Here is a 26,191-nt window from a genome sequence, read left to right as displayed (position 1 = left end):
CCCCGGCCAAGGAAACGACCCGACCGCAGCATGGGAAAAGTTATGCCCGCTGTGTCCACAGCCCGCGAAACGCCTACCCCAGAGCCCGAGGAGCCTAAAGGTGGGGGTGGTGGTAATGGGGGTGGCCTGCCGCTCGGCATGGCCGGGACCCAGAAGGCGATCATTAGCTGGGGTCGGCAAGCGAAATACCGAAAGCGCGATGGACTTCCTGCATGACCTCCGCAGCCGCGTCATCGACCAGCCCGAGATCAGCACTGATGGCTTCCACCCCTTCCGCCAGAAAATCAATCCAATATATTGAAATTATTAGAAATTTTGACTTTTATCTTGTGTTGGCCCTAGCGCTAGCCCCTGCAAATTGCCGCCAAGGAAATCTTCCCGCGGTTCGTCAAGACTCGGACGGCCTTCGGCCCCACTGCGCAGCGTCGGTGGGGACGGTCACCGCGTACGCCGGCTGAGACAATTGCCGATGTCGAAAAAGTTCATTATTTGTGCCAGCATTACCACCGATTCTAGAGAGGGCTTTGCGCCATGAGTTACAGCGCACCTATTGAGTGCGGTCTGTCGAAGGCGGCCGTCGACAACCTGGCAGCCAGCGTTGCGGGGCATCTGCACTACCAGCCTGGTCAAGACTTAGACCCAATCGTGGAACGTTTGGGTGGTCGAATTCGAATTCAAGACGTCTTAGATTTCAACCGAGATTCTTCCGGCTCAATCAAAATTGAAAGCCAGGACAATTTCCAAATTATTTTGGCCGCGCACACGGGACCGACTCGTGATCGGTTCACGATCGCGCACGAGCTCGGCCATTACTTCCTGCACTACATCTATCCCAATCAAACCGGTCGTAGAGTTGATAAGCTAGAAGCCCAGCGCTACGGCACTGGTCGTGTCGAGTGGGAGGCCAACTGGTTTGCAGCCGGATTTTTAATGCCGGCGAACATCTTCAGACAGCTGTTTGGCCAGCTTTCTGGTTCCATCCCATTGCTTGCGGACCGTTTCGGAGTATCCAACGAAGCCGCGCAGATCCGCGTCAAAGTTCTCAACTTAGTTTAGCCCCATCGTGGCAAGCGTGGATCCATTCGCGTCGAAACTTCGCCTGTTTCTCAGCGTCGACATCGTCGGATCCACGGCGTTCAAACAAGCAGGAAAGCGCCGGCAAGGCTCAAAGGAGGAGTCCGCGGAGGCCGAGACGCCGCCCGCCGAACCGTGGTTTTCGCCCATCGCTCAATTCTACAAAGGCATGGAGCAAGCAGTAGCGCGCGAATGGTTACTCGCCGACACACGATCGCATGCAATAAACTGGCCCCCAGGTGATCCACCCGAATTGTGGAAGAGCGTCGGTGACGAGGTCATCTACACGAAGTTCCTTACGGATCATCGACAAGCCCTAACGACTGTGAACGCGTGGATTAGAGCAGTCGCGACTTACCGCATCAGGCTGAAGCAGCAATTTCCGTCGCTCGATCTCAAGTCAACTGCCTGGATCGCCGGATTTCCCGTTCACAATGCAGAAGTATTCTTTCGCTCGCCCTCTCCTGCGATCGAACTAGAAGGCGACGAAGGAGACGAAGTCTATAGTAACCTGTCATTGTTGCATCAGTGGTACAACGGCGGAAGAGATGCCGAGCTAACAAGGGATTTCATCGGCCCCGCGATCGATACCGGCTTTCGTCTTGCTCAATTGTCGACGCCGAGAAGGTTGGTGATCTCCGTCGAATTGGCTTTGATGCTTGTTCATGCAGTTCGAACGCAACCGTCCGACGAGCAATACGCTTACGACAAGCCTCGCTTCTTTTTTGCTGGTCGTCACAGCTTCAAAGGCGTCTTTGGCGGCCTTCCCTACCCCGTGTTCTGGATCGATATGCGTCCGTCGCCGACTCTGGAGCTCACCGAAGACAGGTTGAACAAGGTCGAGCCACTGGGCACGGACGACGTCCTAGAGTTTTGCGAGGCTTTCATAAAAGGGAACAGCTCCTACTGCTTCATGCCCTACATCTTCAACAACCTCGAGCCGGCCTTTACGCGCATACCCGAGCATCACCAAGAGCGCCTGGATAGCCTGCGGAACTACTGGGAGAGCGAACGCACGAAGCGCGAGGTCGAGCGGAAGTCGTTGTCTCAGAAGGACGATGACGAAGACGCGGCTGGCGCCAACTCTGCAGCAGAAGAATCTAAGGCGGCCGATAACGTCACAGCTTGGATTGTGGAGCACCTAAAAGCGCCGGGGCCCACCGAGGATAGCGAACCGAAGTAGTTGGTTACAAGCCAACTGCGCTCCCTCGTCACAATGAAGCTGCTGGTGTTGCCACCCGTGCTCCCTGAGGGAGTTGTCTAAACGTTGCTTCTCTCAACCTGTGTGAAACTGGGATAACCTCCGGGTGCACTCGCTTCATGCGTGTTCGTCGGCATCCTTGCCGCTCTGAGCGAATCAAGGAAATGACAATGACAGATCTCCCACTTCAACCCCGCTTGAACGGCTATCGAGGATCCAAGGATAACTTGCGCCGTAAGGCCGCAGAGCAAAACGCTATGGCTCATCGAGTGGTCGATCACCTCAACACGCTTATCGCGAATGATCCGAGCGATCTGCAGCAATACCTCTACTATGAGATCGCTCGCGATCTTGGTTTAACGACAGCAGAGGTCGAATCGGCGGTCAGATATGGTGGTCACAACGGCATAACGGTGGGTGTCACGGAGGATGGCCGGCGCGCGATGGAGCGCTACAAGAAGTAGCCCAGATCACCCAAATACCCCGATTCCAGCGAACACGCCGCCTGGTTGCATGTTCACCTTATGGCTGATCTTGTGAATATCCGGGATAGGCGAGCTTTTCCCCCGCCACACGCGGCGGGAGTGGCATCCTATGCGTGTTCGCGAATCAGTGACGAATTCCCCGTGGAGTTAGAACAATTGAATCGGTGGCAAAAGCTTGCGCTAGACCACTATGCCGGCGTGCTGTCGGTGATTGCCATTGCCGTTTCGGGAGGCAGTCTCTACGTCTCAAAGCTCTCTTACGATTTCGGCGTCGCCAAAGAGATGCGTGAGATCCAGGCGAAACAACCTGCTTTCGATCTGCGGATTAGTCCACGGGGTGCCTCCGCTGCGGACTTCGCACTGTCGATACTAAACCGATCCGAAACAAACGTTGTGCCGTTGAGCATGAGGGTCGAACACTCCTTCGAGGCAGGTGAACTGTATCTTTCCAGCCGTCAACAAAGCCTGGACAAGCTATCGTCTACGCTTGACCTGCAATCGATGGGCACGATTGCTCCGAAGAGCACCGCGATGCTGAATGGAATCCTGGCCGGCGCGACTGACGGGAAATCTGATAGCTTAACACCCGGGCTCGAACTGCACTTCACCTTTGTCGTTCGCTACGGCGACCAAAACGACACAATCGAGACGATCGCTGTAGTCCGGTATATCTTGCCGCCTGTGACCGATCGGCCTCGTCCGACGCCGGAAATGTTTCTCGCTGTAGTCCAGGAAGCCCAGCGAAAAGCTCGCCTGAGAGAGCGCCTATATCTCGTCGGTCAAATCGTTGGCGCGGTTGCAGCGCTCTCTCTCGCAATGTTCTTTGTCTTTCGTTGGCGACGATCGAGATCCTCCGAAACAAAGGTCTGAGCCTCGTGACACAACATATCACAGTATGGGCGGTATTGATGTTTCCGCTGGCGTGCTTGCTAGCGATCGTTCTATGGGATGTACGGAATCATACCAGCGAGGAATTCCCGTCTTCGAACGAGTCGCTCAGCCAGAAGTCCAAGTGGTGGAGGATCGCTCGTTCCGGATGGTTCAATCGGTCGGCTCAAGGTACCTTGCTCGTTCTCAACCTGATCTCGGTGTCCGGACTTATTCTAGCGAGCGCGGTGGCGTGGGGCCGCATTCTTGTAGCCTCGTCTTTATCAAGATCATTGGTTGCTCGATCGGAAGCTACGAGAACCTGTCAGGTGGACTGCTTGCAGCCGTCGCCGCAATCTTCGCGGGCTGGCTAGCATGGAGCGCTGTGCGCCTGCAGATCAACGCCGATGAAAGTCGTGCTCAAGCCGATCGAGTGGAGGCCGAGAATCTGCTCCAGGGAGAGATGCATAGGTTAAGCGAGGCGTTGGCCGCTATTTGGCGGGTGCTGGAGATCGTTGATCGCCAAGATTCGGACGCGATGTATGGCAGGCTTAGTCAGCCCGACGCGATGATTGGCGTGAAATACGGCGTTGACCAGATCACGCGAGGAGCAGCCCTCGAAACCGGTTTGGCAATGGCGTCGGTGCTAGGATGGGAAAGAAGAAGGCTTTATGAGCAGGTCTTCAGGGGACTGATGAAAGTGCGCGAACTGTGCGCGATGCAGGATCTCGACACATGGGACCTCTTGACTGCCGTGAAGGAGGCCAGTGTCGACATCAGGATAGCGGTGCCCGAGACGTGGGAGTACTTCCAAGGTCTCTTTGAAAGAGCTGGCAAGGCTTGGTCGCTTGGCGACGCCATCTTGTACCAAGCCGGCATGGAGCCTGGCGCTGGTCAGTGGCCCAGTGACTGGGTACCGAGCGAGACAGATTAAAGTCGCTCCAAGAGCTTTTCACCACCCCGATCCAAATCTCCGAAGCGTGGCTGAAATTCGCAGGAAGAAGGCTGGGTCGACACTTGGCTGGACCGAGGCGAAACGAACAATCTTTGGTAAGAGCGGCTCCTGGCCCCTCGCCTGTGTATATCTTGGATAACCTTACGTTGCACTCGCCTCACGCGCATTTGCCAGCATCCTTTCGCATTACGCGAATCGCGCAGTGTTTTGCGCGTGCTCGAGAAAGTTGGCGGTTCAGAGAACTGGAATACACAACGAGGAGGACACCATGCCAGCGACCGAGCGCGAGTTCATCGCCTATTTAACCGAACTCCGCGCCGAGCTATCCGCGGATCTCCAGCACTTCGAGAGGGGACATTGGAAGATGTACGGAGGTGGCAATGAGCTGCGCGACATCACGGCAGAACGGATCTTGAGCCTCAGGCAGCGGGTCGCCGAGATCGACAGAACTCTGCTCGGTCGCAGCTAATGGGAAAGCACCGAGGGAGTACCTGATGAAGGAGTTTCTAGACGATGTCCCGAAGTACATCGCGGTCGTCTCGTTCTCCGTCATTACTCTGACCGTGTTGCATGAGTACGGGTATTTCGAAGCTGTTGGCCCACATTTGCAGGCGATCGCGACCACCTACGACTATCTAGCCAACGCCCTCATTTGGTTGCCAACGGTTATCGGTGTACTGCTTGCCGTGCAGGCTCTCGACAACACCTTGCCTATCGGCAGGGTCGAGGGAAACGATAGTTATCGGATCAAGGTCCAGGCGCCCTTCCATTTACTATGGGCGCTGGCGGCGCTGAGTCTATTGTTCGACCTGTTGGTGGGCGGGATAACGATTGCTCTTTCGGTCCTGTCTTTCGCGGGCCTGACCGGCATCTACTATCTTAGCCGAAAGCTCAAGACGGATCTGCCTCAGTTGCGGATGCTTCGACTGTTTGCGTTTGGCGTCTACGTAGCCTTGCTTGCATATGGCTACGGCATACAGACCGGCTATTCAGACCTTGCAAAATCAAAGAATGTTTACGCAATCGGATCAAAGGAGAACCAGGGATTAGTTCGCCACTTAGTCTTGCTGAGGATCTTCGACAAAGGTTTGCTGGTTCGGGATTTGTCTGCTCAGACCGTTGAGTTCTTGAGATGGGACAGCATCACTACTCTCTCAAAGTTCTCACCCAAACCAATTTGGAGCGAAGGGTTCGTTTGCACATGGTTTGACGCGTGGTGCCCCCGCCAGGGAAAGACAACTAACTTGTTGCCTTGATGTTCATCGTGGAGCTTCGTTGAGGATTACTGAATCATTAATCGAACTCGCGTCGCCCGCGCGAGCTGGCGGAGCCCGGCTCGAGATCGTCGATAACCCGGAATCGAGAACATGCTCAAGATCGCCAAAGCCGGCGGGAAGTTCGTCACATTCGACGTGAGCGGCAAATAGGCCACCACCTGACTTCGAGGGAAAGCTGATGACGATCGAATTTGGCCGGAGCCAGGGCCACCAATTCAAGACGATGAGCGTTCGCTTCACCCTTCGCGACAGTGAGAAGGAAGGCGAAATCCAATGCGCGGTTTCCGATGCGGCGATGGACGATGCAGAACGACGTCGCGACGTAAAAAACCACGAGCGCGATGATCAATTCGAGCGCCTTAGGGATCGCATTGTGGCTTGTGCGATTCACAAGGTCGTCCATGGCAAGTTCGAAGAGAGCGAGCCCCGGGTTCTCGTCAAAACCGCTGATTTGAATGGCCTTTAAGGGAACCTCAGCATGCCTATCAAGCATCCCCAAGATCACGAACTCGCCGGAAAAGCTTGGGCCAATTTGTTGGTCTTGCGAGCCAACCCGTACCCTGAAGCGGTGCCGAGTCTGCGCGAGCTGGAGCACAAGCTTGCGCCCAACAATTCGCCCGAGCTCGCGAACAGCGAGAAGGTCCGGGCACAGCGAGCCCGCGCATGGGAACGGGTGAGCGCGCTGCTTGAGCAGATTCAGACCAATCCGAACGCTGCGAACATAGAGAATCTCTGGATCGACGCCACGTTGGCGATGAAGTCCTACGAGAGACAAGCCGAGGAAGGGTAGCGGATCACGCATCGAGACCTCTGCGTCAAAGCAGGTCATGGTCTCGGGGGCGCGCCAAGCGCCGCGTGCGACCCAGAGCCTGGTATGGAGAAATGCAAAGCCTCGCGGCCCGCAGATGGGGTTGGCCGCCAGCGGCGTGTCGTTTCCCGACAATCTGGCAGGTCTGGCACCCGCGAGATCTTGGGCCCTAATTATTCCCCCATCCTCTCGTTGCACGAATGCTGGAGCGAGCCTTGAGCACGGCCAGGCGGACCGCAAACACTGTGGTGTGGGCGACCAGGCAGGCCGCGATCCGGTCGTCAGAGATCCGGCCTCGGTTAGGTGCAGGCGCCGCCGGTCAGGCCTCTGGAGGCTGCAGGACGTGGCTGTCGGGCGGGGACGCGTACTCTCCGTGGCCTTGGCTTTGCTGGACGTTTGAACGGCTACCAGGTCGGCCGCGGTGGGCAAAATGCAGGTGTAACTTATGCTGGGTGTCCGCTTTCGAGGGCGGTGCAGACGCGTGGTTTCATCCTCGGGATACTAAAGCTGTGGAAGTGAGCGACTCCAGATGGTTGTAATCGGGGAAAGCACTACCGATCCCTGACGCAGAGCATAACATTGTGAGGTTCCTTTTTCGATTCGAAGGCGTCGACAAATGAATGTTTGGCGAAGAATTGGATGGGTCGCGCACAAGGTTGCGATCTTTGTCGGCATCGCAGCGATGATAGGTTTTGGCGTTTACATCGGACGCCCTCCAGAGAAGACTGGCAATCAGCCAGATTTCATAGGCTCGGAGCAGCAGAAAAAGCGCCTTGCAGTATTTCTCGATGGCACCTGGAATAGCGTCGGGACTAATACAAACGTCTGGCGCATGCGAGCGCTATGCGCCTCGAAAGGCAGCGATGGCAAACCCCAGCTGATCTATTACGGTTTGGGCGTGAATGGCTTCATCGGTGGTGCTTTTGGTCAAGGCCTCGATGAGAATATTCGATCTGCCTACGAATGGCTGGTTGAGAACTACAATGATGGCGACGAAATCTTTATTTTTGGATTTAGCCGTGGTGCCTACACCGCAAGAGCGCTGGCTGGATTGATCGCTGTCGACGGTATTCTGAAAGCCGGGTCGCCTATTGGCGTTAGCGAATTGTTCGATCGTTACAAGCGAGGCGACGGCGAGGAAACGATCTGGACGTTGAAAGACATGGAGGCAGCGCACTCTGAAAAGATCACCGATCAAGAGCGATTGCTTCTGAAATATTCGCAGCTCGCTTACGTGCAGCTCGTTGGAGTGTGGGACACCGTTGGATCCATTGGTATCGAAGCTGGCGATTTTACGGGCATAAGCAGCTCTCAATTCGACTATCTACAGACAGGACTTCGGTTGCCGATCCTAAACGCATACCACGCTCTTGCCATCGATGAGCATCGGAAAAAATTCTCTCCGACACTTTGGGACGTGCATCGTAGGGACCCAGCTGATATAGTCCGCCCCCCAGCGCGCGCGCTTACTTCCGTTGAACAGCGCTGGTTTGTTGGTGCTCACGCAAACGTCGGAGGAGGCTATCCGACTGATCTTTTGCCTCAACCGTCGCTCCTTTGGTTGATGAAAAAGGCTGAAGCGCACGGTCTCACATTTCGCACAAAAGTAATCTTGGACGGAAACTTGCTTCAATCCCCCGTGGTCGATTCGTATGGCCCATTCCTTTTAGGAATCTACAAATTGTACGAAGGAGCCTACTATCGTCCGATAGGCCAAGCGCCACAGGTGCGTGACGACGGCGCCCATATCAACGTGAACGAGACGATTGATGTCAGTGTCTTCGATCGATGGCGCAAGGATTCGTCCTACCGCCCGAAAAACCTTGTCGAGTGGTCGCAAAGAAAGAAGGTTGACCCAACAAGCTTACAGTTCTCGGTGCGGGCCGATGATCCAAGCGTCGAGGCTCCCGATTAGTGAATATTAGCTTTTCATGCTTCACTTCCCGGCACGACAACGCCAGCGATCAAACCGGCACAAGCTTGCCCTGTCAGAACCTCAAAGTCCTCGATTAGTTGTTCGTCAGGCCGGAAATGATGCAAAGGTCTGCCGAAAATCTTGTGACGCTGGGGTTGCCAGAGCGAGTGGTGGGTTTGCGCTTTTGAAATTCGAGGACGAGAAGATTCTAGCCTAAGCGCAGGGCCGGCCTTCGGCGAGAATCGCACCGCCCTGCAGAAGGCCGGCGACGAACGCATCCGTATTTGAGGCCGTGATACGCGCGCGAAACCTGCGCTCGGCCGGCACCGGAGGCGTCGGGGCAGATCGATCCTTGCATGCGAGCGCACCATCCAACGGCGAGAGATTCTCGCTGGCTCGCGCAGAAAAAAGAACCCCGCCCGGCAGACCGGGCGGGGCTCTGAAGGATCGAGGCTCACTCGCCGTTCTTGCGCGGGCGCGACCACAGCAGCGTATAGACCTCGCCGCCTTCGTCGTCGAACAGGTTCGCGTAGATCGGTGCGTTGAACGAGGGGTCGTCGAGCTTGAGCGAGAGATAATCGCGCCCCTCTTCGGAGCGCTTCGACCAGGCTGCGCCGATCTCGGCCCGGCCCACATAGATGCGGTGGCTCGGAGCGTTGTCGTTGGAGCGGTTGGTCTCGGCGACGATACGGACGCCCTTGGCTTGCAGGCTCAGGGTGACGATCTCGCCCTGGAAATCGTTGCCCAGTTTCTTGAAAGAACCGATGTTAGCCATGTCACTTCTCCTGTTGTGTTTCGAGCCCGCGACCACCGCGGCCTCGATGGCGATCTAAGGGCCGAGGACGATCGGCGACGCACCCGCCCGCGGGCCGGAGCACAGCGGAGGACGCCGTTGATGCGACTTTCTTGTCTCGCGAGGAATGGGCGAAGCCCAGGGGAAGAAAGTCGCATCAACGGCGTTGCGGCTCAGACGATCGAGGCGAAGCCGGTCTTCGGCCAGATCAAGCCATCAAGGAGGCCACGTGCGTCCGCGTGCTGAAGCGCAATCTCAAGGGGAAGACTGGCCAATCTCGGTTCAGCTGCACAAGATGTTGGAACGATTCAGCGAAGAAAGACAAACAATCTGCCGCAAAGGGCGGTATCGTCCATGAACGAACGATCAAGGGCGCGCCACGCGCCACCGCGACGAGTGGGCTAGGCCAAAATCGGCGCAGCCTGCTCGAAGCGCACCGAAGAGAGCCGCGTAACTTCTCGCTCTCATCACCTTGACCCCGCATTCAATATGGCGATCCGGACGAACCTGTTCGACGAGGAAGGTGACGAAGGATCATCCCTCGTGCGTGGCGGCCGGGAGAATCATTGAGGAGGTTGCTCCACGTCTAGCCGGCTCGAACAGGCGGGTCTCCGCGACCAAGCACAGTCAAGCGCCTCCACGTCGTGCCGCCGACGCGAAACGCGCCGAGCAGCCCGGCAAACAATGCGATCTGGGGCAGGCAAAACACCAGCTTTTCGACGGCCATCTTCCGTTGGACTGTTTCGAATTACAGGCATGAGCGGCTCACCATTGCCCAGACCAACGAAATCCACGTTGTCAGATAAATTGGGCCTATTAGCCAGCGAGCTGAAAGACGCCTTCGTCAGGCCGCTCGAGCGACAGGCCCAGACCTGCACGATCCCGGAAGATCAGCCTGATACCACATAAACGGCCTCGAGAACGGCGGACTGATAATTAAACTGCAGAAATCGCTTGAACCTCACGCCACGTCAGGGCGTAGCCTGGAAACCGTCAGCGAAGCATCGGATCGGGACGTAACACACCCAAATGACAGAGCTGGTTGGGCGTCATCGTGAATATTACGCCGTTCGTACCCTCAACGCGAAGCGAATGGCGCAGCGGCATTAAGCCAAAATCGCTCCCTCGCAAGCAATTCGATCCAGGAGACATGGATGAAATTGGCGAAGATCTCTGTAATCGCATGCGGCATTTCGGCTTTCCTCGCATACTCCGTCATTGCGCAAAGCCTCGCCACCGACGCCAGGGCTCGCAAAGGAATGCAAGATAGCGCACGGAGTGGCACGAGCGATGATGACGATTCCTCGCCCAAGCTCAGGACCGCGGGCGGGAAAGTGGGCAGGAAGTCGACCAAGGGCGCGAAGAGTGGGGCCCGCGGCGCACCGGACAAGGAGACTGATTAATCCGCAGCCAACAGCACACCGGTCGGTAGCAAGCGACCTGACGCGAGGCCGTGTCTGTCTGGGTAAACCTCCACGTCCGGAGGTTCAGCCGCACCAAGCTGAACTGTGACGGTCGTCGATCTTCAAGGAATACGACGAGGACAAAGAGTTCAGCCATTTAACTCGCGCGTTTGCCGTGGCCGCCCGACGAAAGCCATGGAGCTGACCCTGATCAATTGCGGCGCAACGGCCGCAATGCTCCACTGCCCGATCGAAGAGCAGCAGTTGCAACGGCTGAACGGTCCAATCCCCCCGCGACCTCGACTACTGGGTACTGCCCTCCGATCTCGTACGACCGCGTCAGGTTACCGACATTCATGTTCGGAAGCCGCCCGAGTAGTTGGCTGGCGCGGCGTGAAAAAGCACAACTTTTTGGTCTCTCGTCGTTTCTTCACAGTCTGGCACGCCGGTTGCTGAGTGATGTGCGGCTTGGTTGCTCAATCACGACCTCCTGAGGCCCAAGCCGCTTCGTAGCGCAACTCGTGCGGGCGGATCTCCCGCCGCCCGCACGTCTTTCATGGCTTCGACCCAGCGCCGCGCTTCATGAGCTTATGCTTGCCCCGCGAGGAGGCTGCTCGCCTATCTGGCATGCGAGTTGCTCGGAAGAAGACGGCTTGGCCCTCATGTATCGCGCCCCCCAGAGATGGCCAAGCTTCCACCCAGACTAGCGCGGGTGGTCCCCCAAGCCGCCCGCGCGACTTTGCGTTCGCCGCGGGTCTGCCGAGATCGGCCCGGCAAAACGCTGTGGAGATTATCGGCATGATCCGTTGAGAGCTTTGGACTCCCACAAGCGAGCGCTCATAGGCCAGCCTCTCACGGTTGCTCACGGAAACGTGCTGTAATGGAGAACGGAGCGGACGTCCGAAGCATCCTAAGTCTTCTACACATTGCCTCAGCTTCCACGGTAGCTGGGGCCGCTTCTTGACAGGCGAACAACTCTCGCCGGCCTGCGCTTGAGTGCTCCAGCTGCGCCACAAGGAAACGTTGGAGTTGTACGTGGGCGACCAATAGGCACACAAAAAAGAGGAACCAACCGACCGAGTGTTGGTTTTGGCGTGAAGGTAATCATGGCAACTCGGCCTCGGCGCGCTCGACCGCGCTGGGGCCGTTTTTAATTGGTGCCCCAGTTAAGCCCTGCGACCAATCATGGCAGCCAGCGCATCGCGAAGAAGTCGCGATTCCTGAACTGATGTTAGCTTTAGAAATCTCGGCTCACGCCGGATTCATCATAGAACACTCGGCCTCAGCATCGGCCTCTGGGCTCCCAGTGGTGCTGAGCCGAGGCGGTACGCTCTCGAATAGTGAGGCAATCTGCGCAATCTTCATTCGCTCCTCCGTGTTTCCAATTGGCTGCTTACTCTTAGATTCAGGGTCTTGCCGGCTCGACCAACGTGGCTACGCCGGCGCAGCGCTATGCCCCCCCGGCATGAGCCTTCGTTCCGAGATCTCGCGATGCGCTGCTGCTGTCCGACATCAAGGCCATTTGTCGCGTCTTCCGTTCAGCCGACCCAAGGCGGGAGGCTCATCTCCAGGAGCTGCGCGCGCGGAGTACCAAACCAACCAGGAGCTCCGATATTGACACCGCGCGCGGCGAAGCACGGCGGATCACTCGCGGGAATTGATTCCGGAAGCGCCGTGTCGATCACGTCGTTTGGACTGCTGCCATGGTGACTCTCGTTGGCTAGTACCTTTGGAGGGACCGGCCGAGGCGCAGCGGACGGCAGGAAATCCTTCCACATTCGGCTCAGCTGACCCGACAAAAACATGAGTGCGGCACTGCCGCTTTCGCAAGTGCCTGAAAGGCCTTGAAACGATACGGCCCGCTTCTAACTTCATGGGTAGCCGCGCGAACAATTGCGCGGCGAGATCGGGCGCCCGGTACAGGGCCCGATCGGCGGGCACCCGGCAGGTGTCCGGGGTGCTCTTATCCATGTTGCTCAAAGGAGGATATGGCTATGACCACGCTTGATCTTGCCCCCCTGTGGCGATCGACGGTTGGGTTCGATCGTCTGTTCGACCTTCTTGAGGAGTCCAGCCGATGGACCGGCGGGGACAATTACCCGCCCTACGACATAGAGCGTGTCGGTGAGGACCACTACCAAATCACGCTGGCTCTTGCTGGCTTCCCGCCTGACACGGTCTCCATCACGGCCGGGCAGAACACCCTGACCGTTGAGGGTCGCAAGGCCGACAAAAGCAGCCATCAATATCTCTATCAAGGCATCTCTGCGCGCCCGTTCCGACGGACCTTCAATCTGGCCGAGTACGTGCAAGTGAAGAGCGCCTCGTTCGAGAATGGCATGCTCAAGATCGATCTGGTTCGGGAAGTTCCCGAGGCGATGAAGCCGCGCCAGATTGCGATCAGCACAGGTGGTGATCACCAGAATGATGAGAACAAGCAGGCGGCGTAACTGCTCGCAGTTGGCTTTTTTGCGGCGAGGCTTTTTCGCGTCGCGAATTTTGGAACAAGGAAAGGAAAAGCTCTATGGCTATCACCGATCTGATCCCCTGGGGCCGCGGTCGTGATCTGACCACCCGTCGCTCCGAAAACTACAATCCGGTTCTAACTCTGCATCGGGAGATGAACCGGCTATTCGATGACGCCCTCCGCGGCTTCGATGTCGCGCCATTTGGCGGCAGCTTTTTCGAGCAGTCGATGAATTGGCCGAGCATTGAGGTCAACGAGAGTGACAAAGACGTAAAAGTCACGGCGGAGTTGCCAGGTCTCGACGAAAACGACGTCCAGATCGAACTCGCCAATGGCGTTCTCTCGATCAAGGGAGAGAAGAAGACTGAGACGGATGACAAGGATCGCAGGTTCAGCGAGCGGTACTACGGCAGATTTGAACGGCGCATCCCGATCGAAGACGTGGACCAGGACAAGATCTCTGCTGCGTTCAAGAACGGAGTTCTGACTGTCACCATGCCAAAGCTGCCGCAAGCAGAATCCAAGGTGAAGCGTATTGCGATCAACTCGAAATGACACAAATCGACGGGAGCGGTCTCCGCTCCCGTCCTGCTTCTAATAAGAGCGGGCGGGGATGTCCCGACCATGGACACAAAGCGGAAATCAAGTTTTGCAGGCGCTGCGGATGTTGTTGCGCATGCGGAGATCGCGGCTCAACACATCGAGGAACTGAAAGTCGCCTGTGCGAATGGGGATAAGAACGCGGCCCGCCGATCGCTGCGTCAAGCGATCAGCGAGCTCGAGCTGGCGCGCGCGATGGTGCGGACCGGTATTGACTGAGTCCGCGCGGATTTGGCGCGTGCGTCCGAGTCAAGCAGACGGTTGGCGGGCTTTGGTGCCTAGCACCGCTTCCAGCTTGGTCGAGAGTTCCCGGGAGGAAAACGGCTTGCTGAGGAGCAGACTGCCGTTCATATGTTTGCCGGTCGCTTCGATGAGATCTGGATGGCAAGCTCGACTGCTGCTGTTGACGCGCAAGTCCGACGTCGAGTGCAGAAACGCCGGGCATCGCCAGATCAATATTCGCCAAGTCGATGGCTTGATGAGAACGATTCGCCAGCGCGGTATCCAGATTGTCAGCCGCGATCGGGCTGTATCCGAGATCGTGAAGCATGCTCCGTGTCGTTTCGAGCACAGTCGCGTCGGCGGCAGCAAGATTATTTCGATCGGCGCTACCGTCTCATCCGCAGGGTCGGAAGTGTCGACGTCCCCTCATCCGGGCTAGCGATCTCGAAGCCAGATTTGGCTGGTTGACCGGAGCAACAATTTGGCAAAAAAGATGGAGCGCAGCACGACAAGGCAGTATGCCAGGTGTTGCTCCTGGAATCTTATTTAGTTCAAAGGAGTCCATGGCGGGGTAGAGGTCAGCGAAATAACTTGTTCTCATCCCGACGGCCCTCGCGCGAATGATCGGCCGGCCGCAATGTTCCTGCGGCAAATCGAGCACGCACCGTGAGAAGGCGCTCGACTATGCGGCCGAGTTGACCTCGCTCGTCTTCGCCCGCTCAGCCGCTGCGCGGCCGGCGGCGACCGCCATCCAATCTCGCAGCAATCCTCTGTCCTCCCTGGAAAACGAGGCTCGTCTTTTGAGATCCTCAAGAGTCTCGCCCGGATGACATCGCTCGAAATCCTGGCGAATCAGCGATTCGAGATATGCCCTCTCATCTTGAGCGGCACCGCCCAAGCCGAAATCCCGCTCGATCGTCATAGATGCCTTCCGCGGTTCTCAAAGCTTATCGGGGCTATCAAGCGCGTCCAGTTCGGCATCTACTCCCCTGGACCTTCTGCTAGGCGGCTGATAAGTGCTGCTTTCGCGTCAGGAGCATTGCCACGTTCGTCATCGAAGGCGTGAGTTCGGCATACTGACACATCGGTCGATTCCCCTGTTTCCATTGTCGCTATGCAAACGAAGGCCACAGCACCCCGAGGCGCGCTCGACCGAAGCGTGCCGGAGTCTGTTCTGAATACCCGCAAAAACCCACGACCGGACCGTCAGTTCCTTTATTCATCGATCATTCGCGATGGACCAGGCGCTCCTTGGAACAGGTCAAGGCCAGCATTGTTGCTAGCCCTAGTACCGAGATAGGTCGGCCCGGCAGACGACAGCGACCGCTCTCGGCTCTGGGCGGTGCTCTCACAAGGCGGTCGGAATTGATCCCAACCTTCCCCATGACTGCGGCCGGTCATGCCGCTCTTAATGACGAACTGGCCGACCGCACTAGAATCAAGCGGCCGCATCTTGCCGAGCGCATTCAGCAAGCGATTGCCGACGAGCCCAACCTTATTGAGAATTCGGAATATCAGGCTGCACTGAGCGAGCAAGGGCTCAACGAGGCTCGCATAGCCGAGTTAGACACCAAGCTTGCACGTGCAGAAATCATCGATGTGTCAAAGCTCTCCGGCGAGACCATCAGATTCGGCGCGACGGTCACGCTGACAGACCAGGATACGGGCGAGGAGCGAATTTGCCAAATCGTTGGCGAGCCGGAAGCCGCCCCGGCAAGAGGCAAGATCTCGTTCAGTTCCCCGCTCGCACGGGCGTTGATAGGCAAGTCCAAAGGCTCAGTCGTAGCCGTCGAGACCCAGGCGGCGACAAGAGTTACAAAGTTGAGCAAGTTAGATGGCTGCCGTAAAAGCAGAGAAGCTGGGCTTTTGAGTCAATACGCCTGCCAGAGCATTGAATTTGGCAGTCGACCGGCCAGATTGTCTTGAACCTTTTGCATCAGTGCAACAGGCGAGTGGATGTGCTGCTTGCCTGGACGGGGGGAGCAACTTTCACGACTGCGGAACTGGTTTGACCGCCCCGCACGATGGTGAGCTTCACATCTTGACCGACACGTGCCAGGCCGATCTTGTTACGAAGTTGCGACGCGGTGCGGATCCGGCGGTCATCTGCCATGACCACAATATCGTCCTTCCGCAAGCCGGCCCTTGCAGCCGGAGAGTCTGCCGCGACCTCTGCGATCACCGCGCCTTCGTTGCGCCCTTGTTTGGTGGATGGCTGGAGTTCGCGCAGTGAAACGCCAATGCGGCCTCGCTCAACGTGTCCCTTATCTACAATCTGTTCCATAACGACCCGGGCCATATTCGCGGGAATTGCAAAACCGATCCCGACATTCCCTCCGCCGGGCGAAATGATCGCGGAGTTGATGCCGACCAATTCGCCGCGGAGATTAACCAATGCGCCGCCGGAATTTCCTGGGTTGATCGCAGCATCCGTCTGAATGAAGTCTTCGTAGCCTTCCTTGCTCAAGCCTGTGCGACCCAGCGCACTGACGAGCCCGGACGTGACGGTCTGGCCGAGTCCAAAGGGATTTCCGATCGCAAGCACGAAGTCCCCGACCTCGAGCGCATCACTGTCGCCGAAAGAAAGCCCCTGAAGGCCGATAGGGTTTTGGATCTGCAGCACTGCGACGTCAGTTGGCGCATCGCGCCCGATCACCTTCGCGGATAGCTGCCGGCCGTCCTTGGTCGTAATCTGAACGACTGAAGCGCCTTCGACAACGTGATTATTAGTCAGCACATAGCCGCGTTTGGCATCGACGATGGCTCCCGAACCTGTCGAATTGATTTCCTTCTCGACCTGCTTGGGAATGTCGAAAAATTCCCGAAAGAACGGATCGCGATAAAGTGGATTGTCCTCACGAACACGGCCGTGCACGGAAATATTTACAACAGCGGGCGTCACCTGTCGAACCACCGGCGCCAATGTTGGCACAGAACCACCTGTCTTCAGGTCCGGCACTTGAGCTACTGCCGGATCATACACGGAGAGCACAACAAACAGAAGCCATGCCAATATTGTTCGTTGTCCTGACATTTCAATTGTCCTTGGAATCGCCAGTCAGCGGCAGACACGCCCGTTGCAATGCTACGATCGGAATTGCCCACAACGCCGCGGCGTGGCCGAGCAGCACGATGCCCAGGACAGCGCCCGTGATCATCGCAGAGACCTCCGCTGTGCGGCGGCCCAGGGCCGCCGCAGCCGCATGGGGACGCCACCGCCACCGGGCGGATCATCATCGTCGTCTCCGTCGAGTTGCCGCAACGCTGCCAGTATGTCGGCCAACTTCACAGCGTGGCTCGTTCCGGGGACCTCCCGCAGGTCGGGACGGGATTCCACTGCGTACATATCCGACGCCCACGAGGACAGGATGATCCGCTTCTCAGGCGTCGAGAGCTCCATGTCATTCAGGACTTCCGCCGGAGAAATGTAGTAAGCGGCGGGGTGCAAGAATGGGTGCAGACCACCGCGCTCGATTTTTACATTAGTCATGGCTCGCCTCCCGATTAGCTCCTTTCCAAGGGATGGTGCTCAAGATTTAGATGGCGGCGTAGTCGATGTCGCCACCCGCGTTGAGATGAGATAGGACGGAGAGCGACGTCCGTTGAGATCGCCGGTCCACGGATCGCGGCTACCTAAGCTGCCTTCTTCCGCTCAATTTGCGACGAAGCAGCCGTTGCACCGATCTGGATCTTGCGCGGCTTCATCGCCTCCGGAATCTCTCGAACGAGATCAATGGTCAGGAGACCGTCCCGGAAGGATGCCTGCTTGACCTGAACGTACTCGGCCAGACTGAAGACTCTCCGGAACGGTCGCGCCGGAATACCCTGGTAGAGATACTCGCGCGCAGCCGCATCGGACTTCTTGCCTTCGATCATGAGCGCATTTTGCTCCGCCGTCACGGAGATGTCGCTAGCGACGAAACCTGCCACGGCCAGCGTGATTCGATAGTGATCCTCACCGGACCGCTCGATGTTGTATGGTGGATAGCTGTCCTCATTCGGCCGGCGCGACATGCCGTCGATGAGGCCAGCCAGATGATCGAAGCCGACGCTGGTGCGCCACACTGGCTTAAAATCAAGTGTCCTCATAGCCAAGTCCTCCAAAGAGCAATATGGATACGAAGCAAGGCAGGATGGGAGTTCGGTTACGGTCGAACACCCCAGTCCAGTGCCTCGTGCCGAGCCCGGCCTGGCGCTCGACACACCGCAGTCGCGGTCGAGAAACGAACTAGAACTAACGTCCTTGAGTTCAAGAGGGGCATGCGCATTTTTCTTCAAGAGGCTCCCTTGGCGGCTCAGTGACTAGGCGGCCACGCGATCCGGAAGAGCACTCTGGCGTAGATCATCCATTACTTGCTGCTCTCGCTCAATCCGGGCTTGATAGAGCTGGCGCTCTTGCTCGCTCCTCGCAGTTGAGAGCAGGCGCTCGTAGTGACCGATCACCTTCAGACAACCTCGGATGAGGAAGTCGTGGACGCCAAGCTCGACTGCTGTGCTTGAGGTTGCATCGGAGTTCCCGCGCACGGAATGCCTCGCCGAACTCAGCCCGGACATGAGTGTCGCTCGCTCTTGACGAGATTGCGTAAGGTAGGGAGCGGCCTTCGCGGGCCGCTCTCTGAGGTTCAGCTTGTTGCCGCCAGTCCCGCGGGATGGGGCGACTGTTGCGGCCAGATGCCGGTCGGCGCGGAGGTCGGCGGCAGCAAGATGTCGATCTTCATCGTTGCCGCCGCGGGCTGCCATTTCAGCCACGGCATCGTGTCGAGATACGGGATTGGCGGCAGTGGCAGTCCAGTGAAGCTACCCTGTGTGACCTCGGTTCCCGGCGGGCTTTCCACGCCGTAAGCACCGAAGGCCGTCAGGGACATTGCGCCACCTGTTACTAGAGCGAGCAGGCATCGCCGCAGATTGCGGTTGGTCTCCGTCCGGGCGGCGAACGTATGGTGATGGCTCAGCATCTATACTCCTCCCATCGTTCGAAAACAGATCCAGGCAATGGTGGCAAAGCTCAGGGAGAACATGAACCAATGGATCGTGTCCTGCCTCATCCTGAGCCGACGACGATTAGACTTGTTCATGGGACACTCCGTCTTTGGAAGCGGTCTTCTCTCCTCTCATTGGTCGAGCCCGGCCGTGATCGGCCGGGCTCGATTGTTCAGAAGTCCATGGCGGGAGCTGCCGGAGCCGGTTCAGCCTTCTTCGGCTTCTCGGCCACGAGTGCCTCGGTGGTGATTAGCAGCGAAGCAACCGACGCGGCGTCCTGCAAGGCGGTGCGCACGACCTTGGCGGGATCGATCACACCGGCTTTCACCAGGTCCTCGTACTCGCCAGTTGCCGCGTTGAAGCCCCAGTTGTAACTCTAGTGCTCCAGAAGCTTGCCGACAACCAGTGAGCCGTCCTCGCCGGCGTTCTGCACGATCTGCCGAGCCGGCATCCGGATAGCGCGACGAACGATGTCGATACCGGCCTTCTGGTCGGCGTTCGCGGTCTTGATGCCGTTGAGCGCTTCGAGGGAACGCAGGAGGGCAACCCCGCCTCCGGGGAGAATCCCCTCCTCCACCGCCGCCCGAGTAGCATGCATCGCATCGTCGACACGGTCTTTGCGTTCCTTGACTTCGACCTCCGTCGCACCACCCACACGGATCACTGCGACGCCTCCGGCAAGCTTGGCGAGGCGCTCTTGCAGCTTTTCGCGATCGTAGTCGGAGGTCGCCTCCTCGATCTGGAGCCTGATTTGCTGGGCGCGCGCCTCGATATCCTTCTTGGCGCCCGCGCCCTCAACAATGGTGGTGTTGTCCTTGTCAATGACGACCTTCTTGACGCGCCCGAGCATTTTCACTGTGACCTTTTCCAGCTTGATACCAAGGTCCTCGCTGATGACATTGCCGTCGGTCAGGATCGCGATGTCCTCCAGCATGGCCTTACGGCGGTCACCGAAGCCCGGCGCCTTGACGGCCGCGACCTTCAGTCCGCCGCGCAGTCTGTTGACGACCAATGTCGCAAGCGCTTCGCCTTCGATGTCCTCCGCGATGATCAGGAGCGGCCTACCGGACTGAACGACCTGCTCCAGCAGCGGCAGCATGGTCTGCAAGCCGGACAGCTTCTTCTCATGAATCAGAACGTAGGGGTCCTCGAGTTCGACACGCATCTTCTCGGTGTTGGTAACGAAGTAGGGCGAGATGTAGCCGCGGTCGAACTGCATGCCCTCGACCACTTCGAGTTCGGTATGTAGGCTCTTGGCCTCCTCGACGGTAATCACGCCCTCATTACCCACCTTGTTCATGGCGTCGGCCAGGAAGCGGCCGATCTCGGTGTCACCATTGGCCGAGATCGTACCCACCTGGGCGATTTCGTCATTGGAGGTGATTTTCCTGGCGTGTGATTTGAGGTCGGAAACGACGGCGTCGACAGCCAGGTCGATGCCGCGCTTCAGATCCATTGGGTTCATGCCGGCGGCGACGGACTTGCTGCCCTCCTTGAAGATGGCCTGAGCGAGCACGGTCGCGGTCGTGGTTCTGACCATCTTCAGGTCAAGGAAAGTGACGTCGTCGAGATGAACGGGCGGATTCGTTGGTCTTTGAGGCGACCTCGCGCACCATCTGTGCGCCCATGTTCTCGAACTTGTCTTCCAGTTCGATCTCTTTGGCGACGGTCACGCCATCTTTGGTGATGCGCGGCGCGCCGAACGATTTCTCGATGACGACGTTGCGCCCCTTTGGACCGAGTGTGACCTTCACCGCGTTTGCCAGTGTGTCGACGCCCCGCAGCATGCGCTCGCGGGCCTCGGTTGCGAACTTCACGTCCTTGGCAGCCATTTTGATCTCTCCTTTCCTCTATGACTGTCAGCGCGCTACGCTGCCTTCTTGACGGTGCCGACCTTGTCGATGACACCCAGAAGGTCGCTTACCTTCGGTATTTCGCGTGAGCGTATCCGCCAGATCGAGCAGCGTGCGTTGAAGCGTATCAAGTCGATGCTGTGCGCACGCCTTCCGGAGCTTGAGGCTGCTTCAGCGCGCGCATAGTAGAAGCAGCACATAGAAACCGCTGGCCGGCTGCTGGTTGCTGGATCAGCAGCCGGTGCAGACATCAGGCACGACGGCTTCCGCCGAGAAATCACGGTCCTTGCGGCCAGCGGACTATGTTCTTGCCCGGGGGCTGGCCGCTTTGATCACTGACAAGCTGCTTAACGGTGGCGTCGGAGCTTCGCACTGCTCGCGACGAATCCGCTTCTTTCGCCTGCAGCGAGACCACCATCCCGAGTAGAGCAGCAAGTACCATTAAGCTCCGCATCTCTGGTTACCTCCTTTCGACGATGCTCCAATTTGCCGCGCAGAGTTGTTCTGAAGCCGAGACAACGTCTCGGTTTGACGGTTTCAATTCTCAAGGTGCGCTGAGCGATTCCGGACGCAGGAGAATACGCTCCGGTTACGAGCCGCGAGCGATATCGACGATCCGGCTTTCGCCGCAAAAAATTGTCTTCCTTCCTCTTGAAAGTAGGACCCTCGCTCCTAGGCGGATTTTTGCCCGGGGGCCGTTATGGACCCGGTTTTGGACATCGCTGAACCCCAAGCCATCAACGCCGGCCAACCGACGCCCCCTCTACCCGCCGAGGCCGAGACGGCGTCAAGCCAAGGGATCGGCTTATTCGAGGAGAAGATGGCCGACAACGGGGAACGACGAGCGACATTACAGCGAAGCTGAGAAGCCCCACTCCACCTGGTCGATATGGTTGAGCCTGACCGTGTTTGCAGGATGAGCTGGCTCTCTGTGAGCGGATGCTAATTCGCGCATAAGCGACGGCCCGGGAACCGAGCTTTGCCACTTTTCCCGTATTCTTACGGACGCGTTAACCATTCTTAGGTATGCGCGCGCTTTGCATTTTGTGCCAAACTGTACCTATCAGGATTTTGCCAATAACCGTCCTGGGGCTAGAGCAAGCGCCGCTCGCATGTATTTTAAGCGGGCGGCGTTGCGTTGAGTCATTACAAAAATTGGCCCTGGCACCTAGGGCCGATCCGCGCGCTCCGCGACGCGCTTCTTAATAAGGATCAGCCGGCAGCTCACCGCTGCCTCAGTTCGCCCGAGCTTCTGCGCGATCTCGCGCTGCGTGAGGCCTGCTTCTCGAACAAATTGCAATAGTCGCTGTTCGTCCTGTGCGGTCCACGCCGGCATTGAAACTCCCAAAAATTCGTCCTGAACTTTCAGCGAGGATTGCAGATATTGGCTAGCCTGTCAGTCCGGTTTCCTCCGGGTCTTTAAGTTGTCGCAGCGAGTCTCCTAGCCACGAGCACGCGCAGGCCGCTATCCGTATCCAGGCCGGCGTCCCTGATTTGATTCTTGGGAGTGTCCGGGAGCGAGACTTGGTTGATGTTCTCAGCCCATCATTTTCCATGGGGCGCCATCTGTTCTCATAGCCTGTTCCCGTCAGGTTCCGCATGAGATGATGCCTGCCTCTGGCGGGGAGGCCTTCCATGAAGGACATGCAGGCTATAGCGCGACAATCTGGCTGGGAAGCGCGCGACAATCAGGTAAGATGAGACGAGGCGGTCTCGCGGGCCCCGGCATCACCGCGTCGATGAGCCGCAAGGCCGTTTGCTACGACAATGCCCCGATGGAGAGCTTCTCCATACACTGACCAAGCTCGTTCGTCATCGCAACCATAAGACCCGCGCCGATGCCCAGCGCCTTATCTTCGCTTTCATCGAGGGCTTCTACGACCCGAACCCGGCTCCATTCCGCAATCGATATATCGCCCGATCGAGATGGAGCTAAGGGCCACCCGCTCCACTTTTTCGGGGAAGCTCAGACTGGCCTGGATTTAGAGCCGAGTCCCCTGGATCGACGGAGACTGGCGACGGTATGGATTGATCATCAAGCAATTGCCGAAGCTCCTCTGGAGAGAATTGCTCTAGATCGAAGCTAAACTCTTCTGGATCGGCGGAGAGCGACGCGGCAGGGTGTCGGTGCAGCTCGTCATGCAAGTCCTTTTCCAGTCGCCGAAGCTCCTCTGAGGGGACCGAGACTGGCGACGGTATGGATCGATCATCAAGCAATCGCCGGAGCTCCCCTGGAGAGAATTGCTCTAGATCGAAACTAAGCTCTTCTGGATCGCAAGAGAACGACAAGGCAGGGTGTCGGTGCAACTCGTCCTGCGAGTCCTTTTCCAGTCGCTGAAGCTCCTCTGAAGGGACGGAGATTGGCGACGGTATGGATTGATCATCAAGCAATCGCCGAAGCTCCCCTGGAGAGAATTGCTCTAGATCGAAACAAAACCCTTCTGGATCGGCGGAGAACGATGCGGCAGGGTGTCGGTGCAGCTCATCCCGCAAGTCCTTTTCCAGTCGCTGAAGCTCCTCTGAAGGGACAGAGACTTGCGACGGGATGGGTTGATGATCCAGATGATCCAGCAGTTGCCGAAGCTCCCACTGATGAAGCTGCTCTAGACTGATCGCGACGTGCCCTTGGTGGGTGGGGGCCACGTTCGGAGGGCGAGGATTGCCCTTCGGCATGCCTGTCGACCGAAAGGTTCGGAGATTGTCTATTGCCCTAAGGAGCCCGTCGGGATCACCCTTTCCGATGAACTCGGACACGTCACCGCTCAACGACTCATTGTCGAGCTGAGCAACAAGGCTCGGTTTGCTTTTTGCGAACAGCCAACGGCTAAAGCTCCGAAGACGACTTGTATATTGGTACGCGGAGTCTCTTGTCATTCCGGCTTTGATGAAGGCCTCCTGCAGCCCCGAGATATCGCGAGCATCCTCGAAATAAAGAGGCCGCATGTCCGCCCCCGTCACACCCCCCCTTGATTGAGCCGGCCGCAGCGCCGAGGACGCGCTAAGCTGCGCAGCGGCGATGTCGAGGCGCCTAGTCCCGGCCTTGATGAGCGCCTCCTCGAGCCCCAGGACAACGGGAGCATCCTCGGAACAAAGAGGCCGCATGTCATGCCCTCTCACAATCCCCGGCGACTGAGCCGGCTGCGGCGCCGAGCACGCGCGGTGCTGCGCAACGGCGTTGTCGAGCCTCGGTTCCATCAGTACCGCGCCTTCGGGACGAATGGGAGCCACGTTGGGGGCGGGAGGATTGAGCTTGGCGCGACCGCTCCTTGGGCGTACGTTGACTTCGCCCGTCGACCGAAAGGTGCGGAGATAGTCTAATGCTAAAAGGAGTCTCGCAGGTTTACCGTTTCCGACGAACTCGTATACGTCACCGCCATTGCTCAGCGACTGATTGTCCAGCCGAGCAACAATGCTCGGTCTGCGTTTGGCGAAGAGCCAACGGCTAAAGCTAAGAAGAGCGCCTGCATGTTGCTTCGCCCCACCGGCGACCATCCCGCCCTTGATGAGAGCCTCCTCAAGCCTCAAGATTTCGGGAGCATCCTCGGAATAAACAGGCCGCTTGTCCAACTGATGGCCCCGTACCACAATCCCAGTTGATTGAGCCGGCTGCACCGCGGAGGCTGCTGGCATTGCTCCACCACCACCTGAATTGGCGATCTCGCTCAGCTGCTGCTCAATGGCAACGCCTTGCGGATTGTTTAGTGTCCTCGGCCTCTTCGCTGCTCTCAACTCGGCTGTGTTATGCTCATCGTTGATGAGGACCTCGCTTGGCAAGAGGTTGCTCCTGGCAAGCGCACTCATCGGCTCGGCTGGGGACTGCTGGTCGCTAGACGCATTGGTAGAGGGGCTACGGCGTGGCCCATTGTGAGGCATCGGGTTATCGGCTTCGCGCACCTCGTTTAATTGCTGCTCAAAGTCCTCTTGCCCTAATGGGTCGGGCTGATGCTCTTGCGAGACCTGTGCCCGCGGCCCGGCAGTTACATTGAATGCGTCAAAATTGTGCAGGTCCACACTTGCCTCACGTCATAAAATCAATTGAGCTAGTCCTACTATGAACAATCTTTCGAGAAGCTGACGAGACCCTCGCCCGCGGCTCTCAATCGTCGCGCGGCTTCTTGTGTTCAGGACCCGCCTTCGGCGCGGCTGCACCAGCCGCACCCGGCCGCCAGACGGGTCCGAAAGCGCGACGCCGATGGGGACGGTCCTCCGGTCGGGCTCGCCACCCCTTCGGTCCGTCCCATTGGCGCAGTCTCATCCTGATTGGGTTGTTCCGCATATTTGGTGTAGGGTGCGGGATTCACGGACAGTTCGAATAAGGGCATAAGGTCGGAATCGCAGTCGACGCCCGCGATTCGCCTTGCTCCATGCCTTCCGCTCGCTGATTTCCCCCGAGCTTTCGATTGTCCAGATCCAGACCGACAGGGCGCTGCTCGTGGCTCGGCCGAAGTCAGCGGTCTCACTCTGTCCCTGTTGCGGCTACCAGACGGGTCGCGTGCACAGCCACTACGTGCGACGATTAGCCGATCTGCCGTGGCAGGGGGCGGGTTGTTGAAATCCGGCTTCACGCGCGACGGTTTCGATGCGCGAATCCGCAATGCCCGCGTCGGATATTCACCGAGCGGCTGCCGGCAACGGTGCGGCCAAAAGCAACAGGGTTTACAGGAAGTCGGGTGACCGTCGCGCGATGGGCCGCCGACAGGCGTGCACACGCATGCGTGGGAGGAGCAGCACAACCACACCTGGACCTGGAAAGCTCCCACGCGTCGTCGCTGTGCTCGGTACTTGAGCCAGAATCCGGATCAGATCGATGCTCAAGCCAGGCTGTTCCTCGGCCATCTGTTTGCGCAAGCTCCGGAACTCGCCGTGGCGGCCGAGCTGGCGAAGCGGTTTGTGTCCCTTCTCAGTGGTAGCGACATCGCCGGGCTCGATGAATGGATCACACAAGCAGGCAACAGCGAGCTCGAGAGCTTGGCCAACGGCATTGCACGCGACATCGATGCGGTCCGAGCGGCAATAACTACCTCCTGGACAACTAGTCCGGTCGAAGGCCAGATCAACAGGATCAAAGCCATCAAACGACAAAGGTATGGCCGGGCAAGCTACCCGCTATTGCGTCGACACGTCCTCCTTTCTGCTTGAGAACGACCGTTCAGCCGATCCAATCCCGATCGCTCGTGCAGCACCAAATATGCGCAAGAAGCCAATCAGGATGAGACTGCGCCGATGGGGACGGACCGATGATGGCGAAGCGGTGCCGACCGAACACTCGGTTACTTGAGAACGTATGTCGC

The 26,191-nt window shown here is 58.0% G+C and carries 25 protein-coding genes and 2 pseudogenes; 17 read left to right on the top strand and 10 right to left on the bottom strand.

Annotated elements, in window-relative coordinates; translation table 11 throughout:
- Window positions 1-531 precede the first annotated feature (531 nt).
- The 10 genes from AC1VNY_RS14835 (at window position 532) to AC1VNY_RS14790 (ending at window position 8,582) form a co-directional block, all read left to right on the top strand.
- Window positions 532-1,056 (top strand): ImmA/IrrE family metallo-endopeptidase, encoded by a 525-nt coding sequence (locus tag AC1VNY_RS14835; RefSeq protein ID WP_482405698.1) that lies wholly within the window; start codon window positions 532-534, stop codon window positions 1,054-1,056.
- 16 nt (window positions 1,057-1,072) lie between these two features.
- Window positions 1,073-2,257, top strand: a complete 1,185-nt coding sequence (locus AC1VNY_RS14830) for a hypothetical protein (protein ID WP_482405697.1) — start codon at window positions 1,073-1,075, stop codon at window positions 2,255-2,257.
- A 188-nt stretch (window positions 2,258-2,445) separates the two neighbouring features.
- On the top strand, window positions 2,446-2,739 hold the full coding sequence (locus AC1VNY_RS14825) for a hypothetical protein (RefSeq protein WP_482405696.1): 294 nt from the start codon (window positions 2,446-2,448) through the stop codon (window positions 2,737-2,739).
- Between the two features lie 162 nt (window positions 2,740-2,901).
- A complete protein-coding gene (locus tag AC1VNY_RS14820; RefSeq protein WP_482405695.1) occupies window positions 2,902-3,630 on the top strand; it encodes a hypothetical protein in 729 nt (242 codons plus the stop codon).
- Between the two features lie 25 nt (window positions 3,631-3,655).
- Window positions 3,656-4,561 (top strand): hypothetical protein, encoded by a 906-nt coding sequence (locus AC1VNY_RS14815; RefSeq protein ID WP_482405694.1) that lies wholly within the window; start codon window positions 3,656-3,658, stop codon window positions 4,559-4,561.
- Window positions 4,562-4,850: 289 nt separating this feature from the next.
- Window positions 4,851-5,051, top strand: a complete 201-nt coding sequence (locus tag AC1VNY_RS14810) for a hypothetical protein (RefSeq protein ID WP_482405693.1) — start codon at window positions 4,851-4,853, stop codon at window positions 5,049-5,051.
- Between the two features lie 25 nt (window positions 5,052-5,076).
- Window positions 5,077-5,838, top strand: coding sequence for a hypothetical protein (locus tag AC1VNY_RS14805; RefSeq protein ID WP_482405692.1), 762 nt, complete (start codon window positions 5,077-5,079; stop codon window positions 5,836-5,838).
- A gap of 199 nt (window positions 5,839-6,037) precedes the next feature.
- Window positions 6,038-6,325: a DUF1488 family protein gene (locus AC1VNY_RS14800; protein ID WP_482405691.1), complete on the top strand. Its 288-nt coding sequence runs from the start codon at window positions 6,038-6,040 to the stop codon at window positions 6,323-6,325.
- A gap of 12 nt (window positions 6,326-6,337) precedes the next feature.
- Entirely contained in the window at window positions 6,338-6,649 is a 312-nt protein-coding gene (locus AC1VNY_RS14795) for a hypothetical protein (protein ID WP_482405690.1), read from the top strand.
- Window positions 6,650-7,283: 634 nt separating this feature from the next.
- A complete protein-coding gene (locus tag AC1VNY_RS14790; protein WP_482405689.1) occupies window positions 7,284-8,582 on the top strand; it encodes a DUF2235 domain-containing protein in 1,299 nt (432 codons plus the stop codon).
- Window positions 8,583-9,036: 454 nt separating this feature from the next.
- Here AC1VNY_RS14790 and AC1VNY_RS14785 read toward each other — a convergent pair whose 3' ends face one another.
- On the bottom strand, window positions 9,037-9,357 hold the full coding sequence (locus tag AC1VNY_RS14785) for a DUF736 domain-containing protein (RefSeq protein WP_482405688.1): 321 nt from the start codon (window positions 9,355-9,357) through the stop codon (window positions 9,037-9,039).
- A gap of 3,415 nt (window positions 9,358-12,772) precedes the next feature.
- Between AC1VNY_RS14785 and AC1VNY_RS14780 the strand changes: the two genes are divergently transcribed.
- The 3 genes from AC1VNY_RS14780 (at window position 12,773) to AC1VNY_RS14770 (ending at window position 14,064) form a co-directional block, all read left to right on the top strand.
- Window positions 12,773-13,228: an Hsp20 family protein gene (locus AC1VNY_RS14780; RefSeq protein WP_482405687.1), complete on the top strand. Its 456-nt coding sequence runs from the start codon at window positions 12,773-12,775 to the stop codon at window positions 13,226-13,228.
- Between the two features lie 74 nt (window positions 13,229-13,302).
- Window positions 13,303-13,800, top strand: coding sequence for an Hsp20/alpha crystallin family protein (locus AC1VNY_RS14775; RefSeq protein ID WP_482405686.1), 498 nt, complete (start codon window positions 13,303-13,305; stop codon window positions 13,798-13,800).
- 69 nt (window positions 13,801-13,869) lie between these two features.
- Window positions 13,870-14,064, top strand: a complete 195-nt coding sequence (locus AC1VNY_RS14770) for a hypothetical protein (RefSeq protein WP_482405685.1) — start codon at window positions 13,870-13,872, stop codon at window positions 14,062-14,064.
- Between the two features lie 685 nt (window positions 14,065-14,749).
- On the opposite strand, the gene AC1VNY_RS14765 is transcribed toward AC1VNY_RS14770, so the two are convergent.
- A complete protein-coding gene (locus AC1VNY_RS14765; protein WP_482405684.1) occupies window positions 14,750-14,989 on the bottom strand; it encodes a hypothetical protein in 240 nt (79 codons plus the stop codon).
- A gap of 443 nt (window positions 14,990-15,432) precedes the next feature.
- On the opposite strand from AC1VNY_RS14765, the pseudogene greA reads away from it, so the two are divergent.
- A pseudogene (gene greA / locus AC1VNY_RS14760) lies at window positions 15,433-15,914 on the top strand (transcription elongation factor GreA).
- Between the two features lie 89 nt (window positions 15,915-16,003).
- On the opposite strand, the gene AC1VNY_RS14755 reads toward greA, so the two are convergent.
- The 6 genes and pseudogenes from AC1VNY_RS14755 to groL form a co-directional block, all read right to left on the bottom strand.
- On the bottom strand, window positions 16,004-17,101 hold the full coding sequence (locus AC1VNY_RS14755) for a trypsin-like peptidase domain-containing protein (RefSeq protein ID WP_482405683.1): 1,098 nt from the start codon (window positions 17,099-17,101) through the stop codon (window positions 16,004-16,006).
- A 1-nt stretch (window position 17,102) separates the two neighbouring features.
- Entirely contained in the window at window positions 17,103-17,225 is a 123-nt protein-coding gene (locus AC1VNY_RS14750) for a hypothetical protein (RefSeq protein ID WP_482405682.1), read from the bottom strand.
- The gene (locus AC1VNY_RS14745; protein ID WP_482405681.1) at window positions 17,222-17,557 is read right to left on the bottom strand and encodes a hypothetical protein; all 336 of its coding nucleotides are present in this window, start codon (window positions 17,555-17,557) and stop codon (window positions 17,222-17,224) included. The genes AC1VNY_RS14750 and AC1VNY_RS14745 overlap by 4 nt, the downstream gene beginning before the upstream one ends.
- A gap of 143 nt (window positions 17,558-17,700) precedes the next feature.
- Complete coding sequence (locus AC1VNY_RS14740) at window positions 17,701-18,156, bottom strand: Hsp20 family protein (RefSeq protein WP_482405680.1); 456 nt, start codon at window positions 18,154-18,156, stop codon at window positions 17,701-17,703.
- Window positions 18,157-18,689: 533 nt separating this feature from the next.
- Window positions 18,690-19,022 (bottom strand): hypothetical protein, encoded by a 333-nt coding sequence (locus AC1VNY_RS14735; RefSeq protein WP_482405679.1) that lies wholly within the window; start codon window positions 19,020-19,022, stop codon window positions 18,690-18,692.
- A gap of 197 nt (window positions 19,023-19,219) precedes the next feature.
- A pseudogene (gene groL / locus AC1VNY_RS14730) lies at window positions 19,220-20,879 on the bottom strand (chaperonin GroEL).
- A gap of 69 nt (window positions 20,880-20,948) precedes the next feature.
- On the opposite strand from groL, the gene AC1VNY_RS14725 reads away from it, so the two are divergent.
- Entirely contained in the window at window positions 20,949-21,086 is a 138-nt protein-coding gene (locus AC1VNY_RS14725; protein ID WP_482405719.1) for a sigma factor-like helix-turn-helix DNA-binding protein, read from the top strand.
- Between the two features lie 982 nt (window positions 21,087-22,068).
- Here the strand turns inward: AC1VNY_RS14725 and AC1VNY_RS14720 are convergent.
- The gene (locus AC1VNY_RS14720; RefSeq protein ID WP_482405678.1) at window positions 22,069-22,236 is read right to left on the bottom strand and encodes a sigma factor-like helix-turn-helix DNA-binding protein; all 168 of its coding nucleotides are present in this window, start codon (window positions 22,234-22,236) and stop codon (window positions 22,069-22,071) included.
- 596 nt (window positions 22,237-22,832) lie between these two features.
- Window positions 22,833-24,911: a hypothetical protein gene (locus tag AC1VNY_RS14715; protein ID WP_482405677.1), complete on the bottom strand. Its 2,079-nt coding sequence runs from the start codon at window positions 24,909-24,911 to the stop codon at window positions 22,833-22,835.
- A 421-nt stretch (window positions 24,912-25,332) separates the two neighbouring features.
- Between AC1VNY_RS14715 and AC1VNY_RS14710 the strand changes: the two genes are divergently transcribed.
- Together AC1VNY_RS14710 and AC1VNY_RS14705 are read left to right on the top strand one after the other, a co-directional pair.
- The gene (locus AC1VNY_RS14710; RefSeq protein ID WP_482405718.1) at window positions 25,333-25,452 is read left to right on the top strand and encodes a transposase family protein; all 120 of its coding nucleotides are present in this window, start codon (window positions 25,333-25,335) and stop codon (window positions 25,450-25,452) included.
- Window positions 25,453-25,601: 149 nt separating this feature from the next.
- Window positions 25,602-26,039 (top strand): transposase, encoded by a 438-nt coding sequence (locus AC1VNY_RS14705; protein WP_482405676.1) that lies wholly within the window; start codon window positions 25,602-25,604, stop codon window positions 26,037-26,039.
- Window positions 26,040-26,191 lie beyond the last annotated feature (152 nt).

The sequence above is a fragment of the Bradyrhizobium ferriligni genome, from assembly GCF_056837965.1.
The sequence above is the reverse complement of the archived record's forward strand: the minus strand, read 5'-3'. Positions and strand labels throughout refer to the sequence as shown.

What these genes read in the sequence shown, in the direction of transcription:
- AC1VNY_RS14835 (WP_482405698.1), top strand. Translation starts at nt 532, where the DNA reads ATGAGTTACAGCGCACCTATTGAGTGCGGTCTGTCGAAGGCGGCCGTC.
- AC1VNY_RS14825 (WP_482405696.1), top strand. Translation starts at nt 2,446, where the DNA reads ATGACAGATCTCCCACTTCAACCCCGCTTGAACGGCTATCGAGGATCC.
- AC1VNY_RS14815 (WP_482405694.1), top strand. Translation starts at nt 3,656, where the DNA reads ATGGGCGGTATTGATGTTTCCGCTGGCGTGCTTGCTAGCGATCGTTCT.
- AC1VNY_RS14810 (WP_482405693.1), top strand. Translation starts at nt 4,851, where the DNA reads ATGCCAGCGACCGAGCGCGAGTTCATCGCCTATTTAACCGAACTCCGC.
- AC1VNY_RS14805 (WP_482405692.1), top strand. Translation starts at nt 5,077, where the DNA reads ATGAAGGAGTTTCTAGACGATGTCCCGAAGTACATCGCGGTCGTCTCG.
- AC1VNY_RS14800 (WP_482405691.1), top strand. Translation starts at nt 6,038, where the DNA reads ATGACGATCGAATTTGGCCGGAGCCAGGGCCACCAATTCAAGACGATG.
- AC1VNY_RS14795 (WP_482405690.1), top strand. Translation starts at nt 6,338, where the DNA reads ATGCCTATCAAGCATCCCCAAGATCACGAACTCGCCGGAAAAGCTTGG.
- AC1VNY_RS14790 (WP_482405689.1), top strand. Translation starts at nt 7,284, where the DNA reads ATGAATGTTTGGCGAAGAATTGGATGGGTCGCGCACAAGGTTGCGATC.
- AC1VNY_RS14785 (WP_482405688.1), bottom strand. Translation starts at nt 9,357, where the DNA reads ATGGCTAACATCGGTTCTTTCAAGAAACTGGGCAACGATTTCCAGGGC.
- AC1VNY_RS14780 (WP_482405687.1), top strand. Translation starts at nt 12,773, where the DNA reads ATGACCACGCTTGATCTTGCCCCCCTGTGGCGATCGACGGTTGGGTTC.
- AC1VNY_RS14775 (WP_482405686.1), top strand. Translation starts at nt 13,303, where the DNA reads ATGGCTATCACCGATCTGATCCCCTGGGGCCGCGGTCGTGATCTGACC.
- AC1VNY_RS14770 (WP_482405685.1), top strand. Translation starts at nt 13,870, where the DNA reads ATGGACACAAAGCGGAAATCAAGTTTTGCAGGCGCTGCGGATGTTGTT.
- AC1VNY_RS14765 (WP_482405684.1), bottom strand. Translation starts at nt 14,989, where the DNA reads ATGACGATCGAGCGGGATTTCGGCTTGGGCGGTGCCGCTCAAGATGAG.
- AC1VNY_RS14755 (WP_482405683.1), bottom strand. Translation starts at nt 17,101, where the DNA reads ATGTCAGGACAACGAACAATATTGGCATGGCTTCTGTTTGTTGTGCTC.
- AC1VNY_RS14750 (WP_482405682.1), bottom strand. Translation starts at nt 17,225, where the DNA reads ATGATCACGGGCGCTGTCCTGGGCATCGTGCTGCTCGGCCACGCCGCG.
- AC1VNY_RS14745 (WP_482405681.1), bottom strand. Translation starts at nt 17,557, where the DNA reads ATGACTAATGTAAAAATCGAGCGCGGTGGTCTGCACCCATTCTTGCAC.
- AC1VNY_RS14740 (WP_482405680.1), bottom strand. Translation starts at nt 18,156, where the DNA reads ATGAGGACACTTGATTTTAAGCCAGTGTGGCGCACCAGCGTCGGCTTC.
- AC1VNY_RS14735 (WP_482405679.1), bottom strand. Translation starts at nt 19,022, where the DNA reads ATGCTGAGCCATCACCATACGTTCGCCGCCCGGACGGAGACCAACCGC.
- AC1VNY_RS14725 (WP_482405719.1), top strand. Translation starts at nt 20,949, where the DNA reads ATGACACCCAGAAGGTCGCTTACCTTCGGTATTTCGCGTGAGCGTATC.
- AC1VNY_RS14720 (WP_482405678.1), bottom strand. Translation starts at nt 22,236, where the DNA reads ATGCCGGCGTGGACCGCACAGGACGAACAGCGACTATTGCAATTTGTT.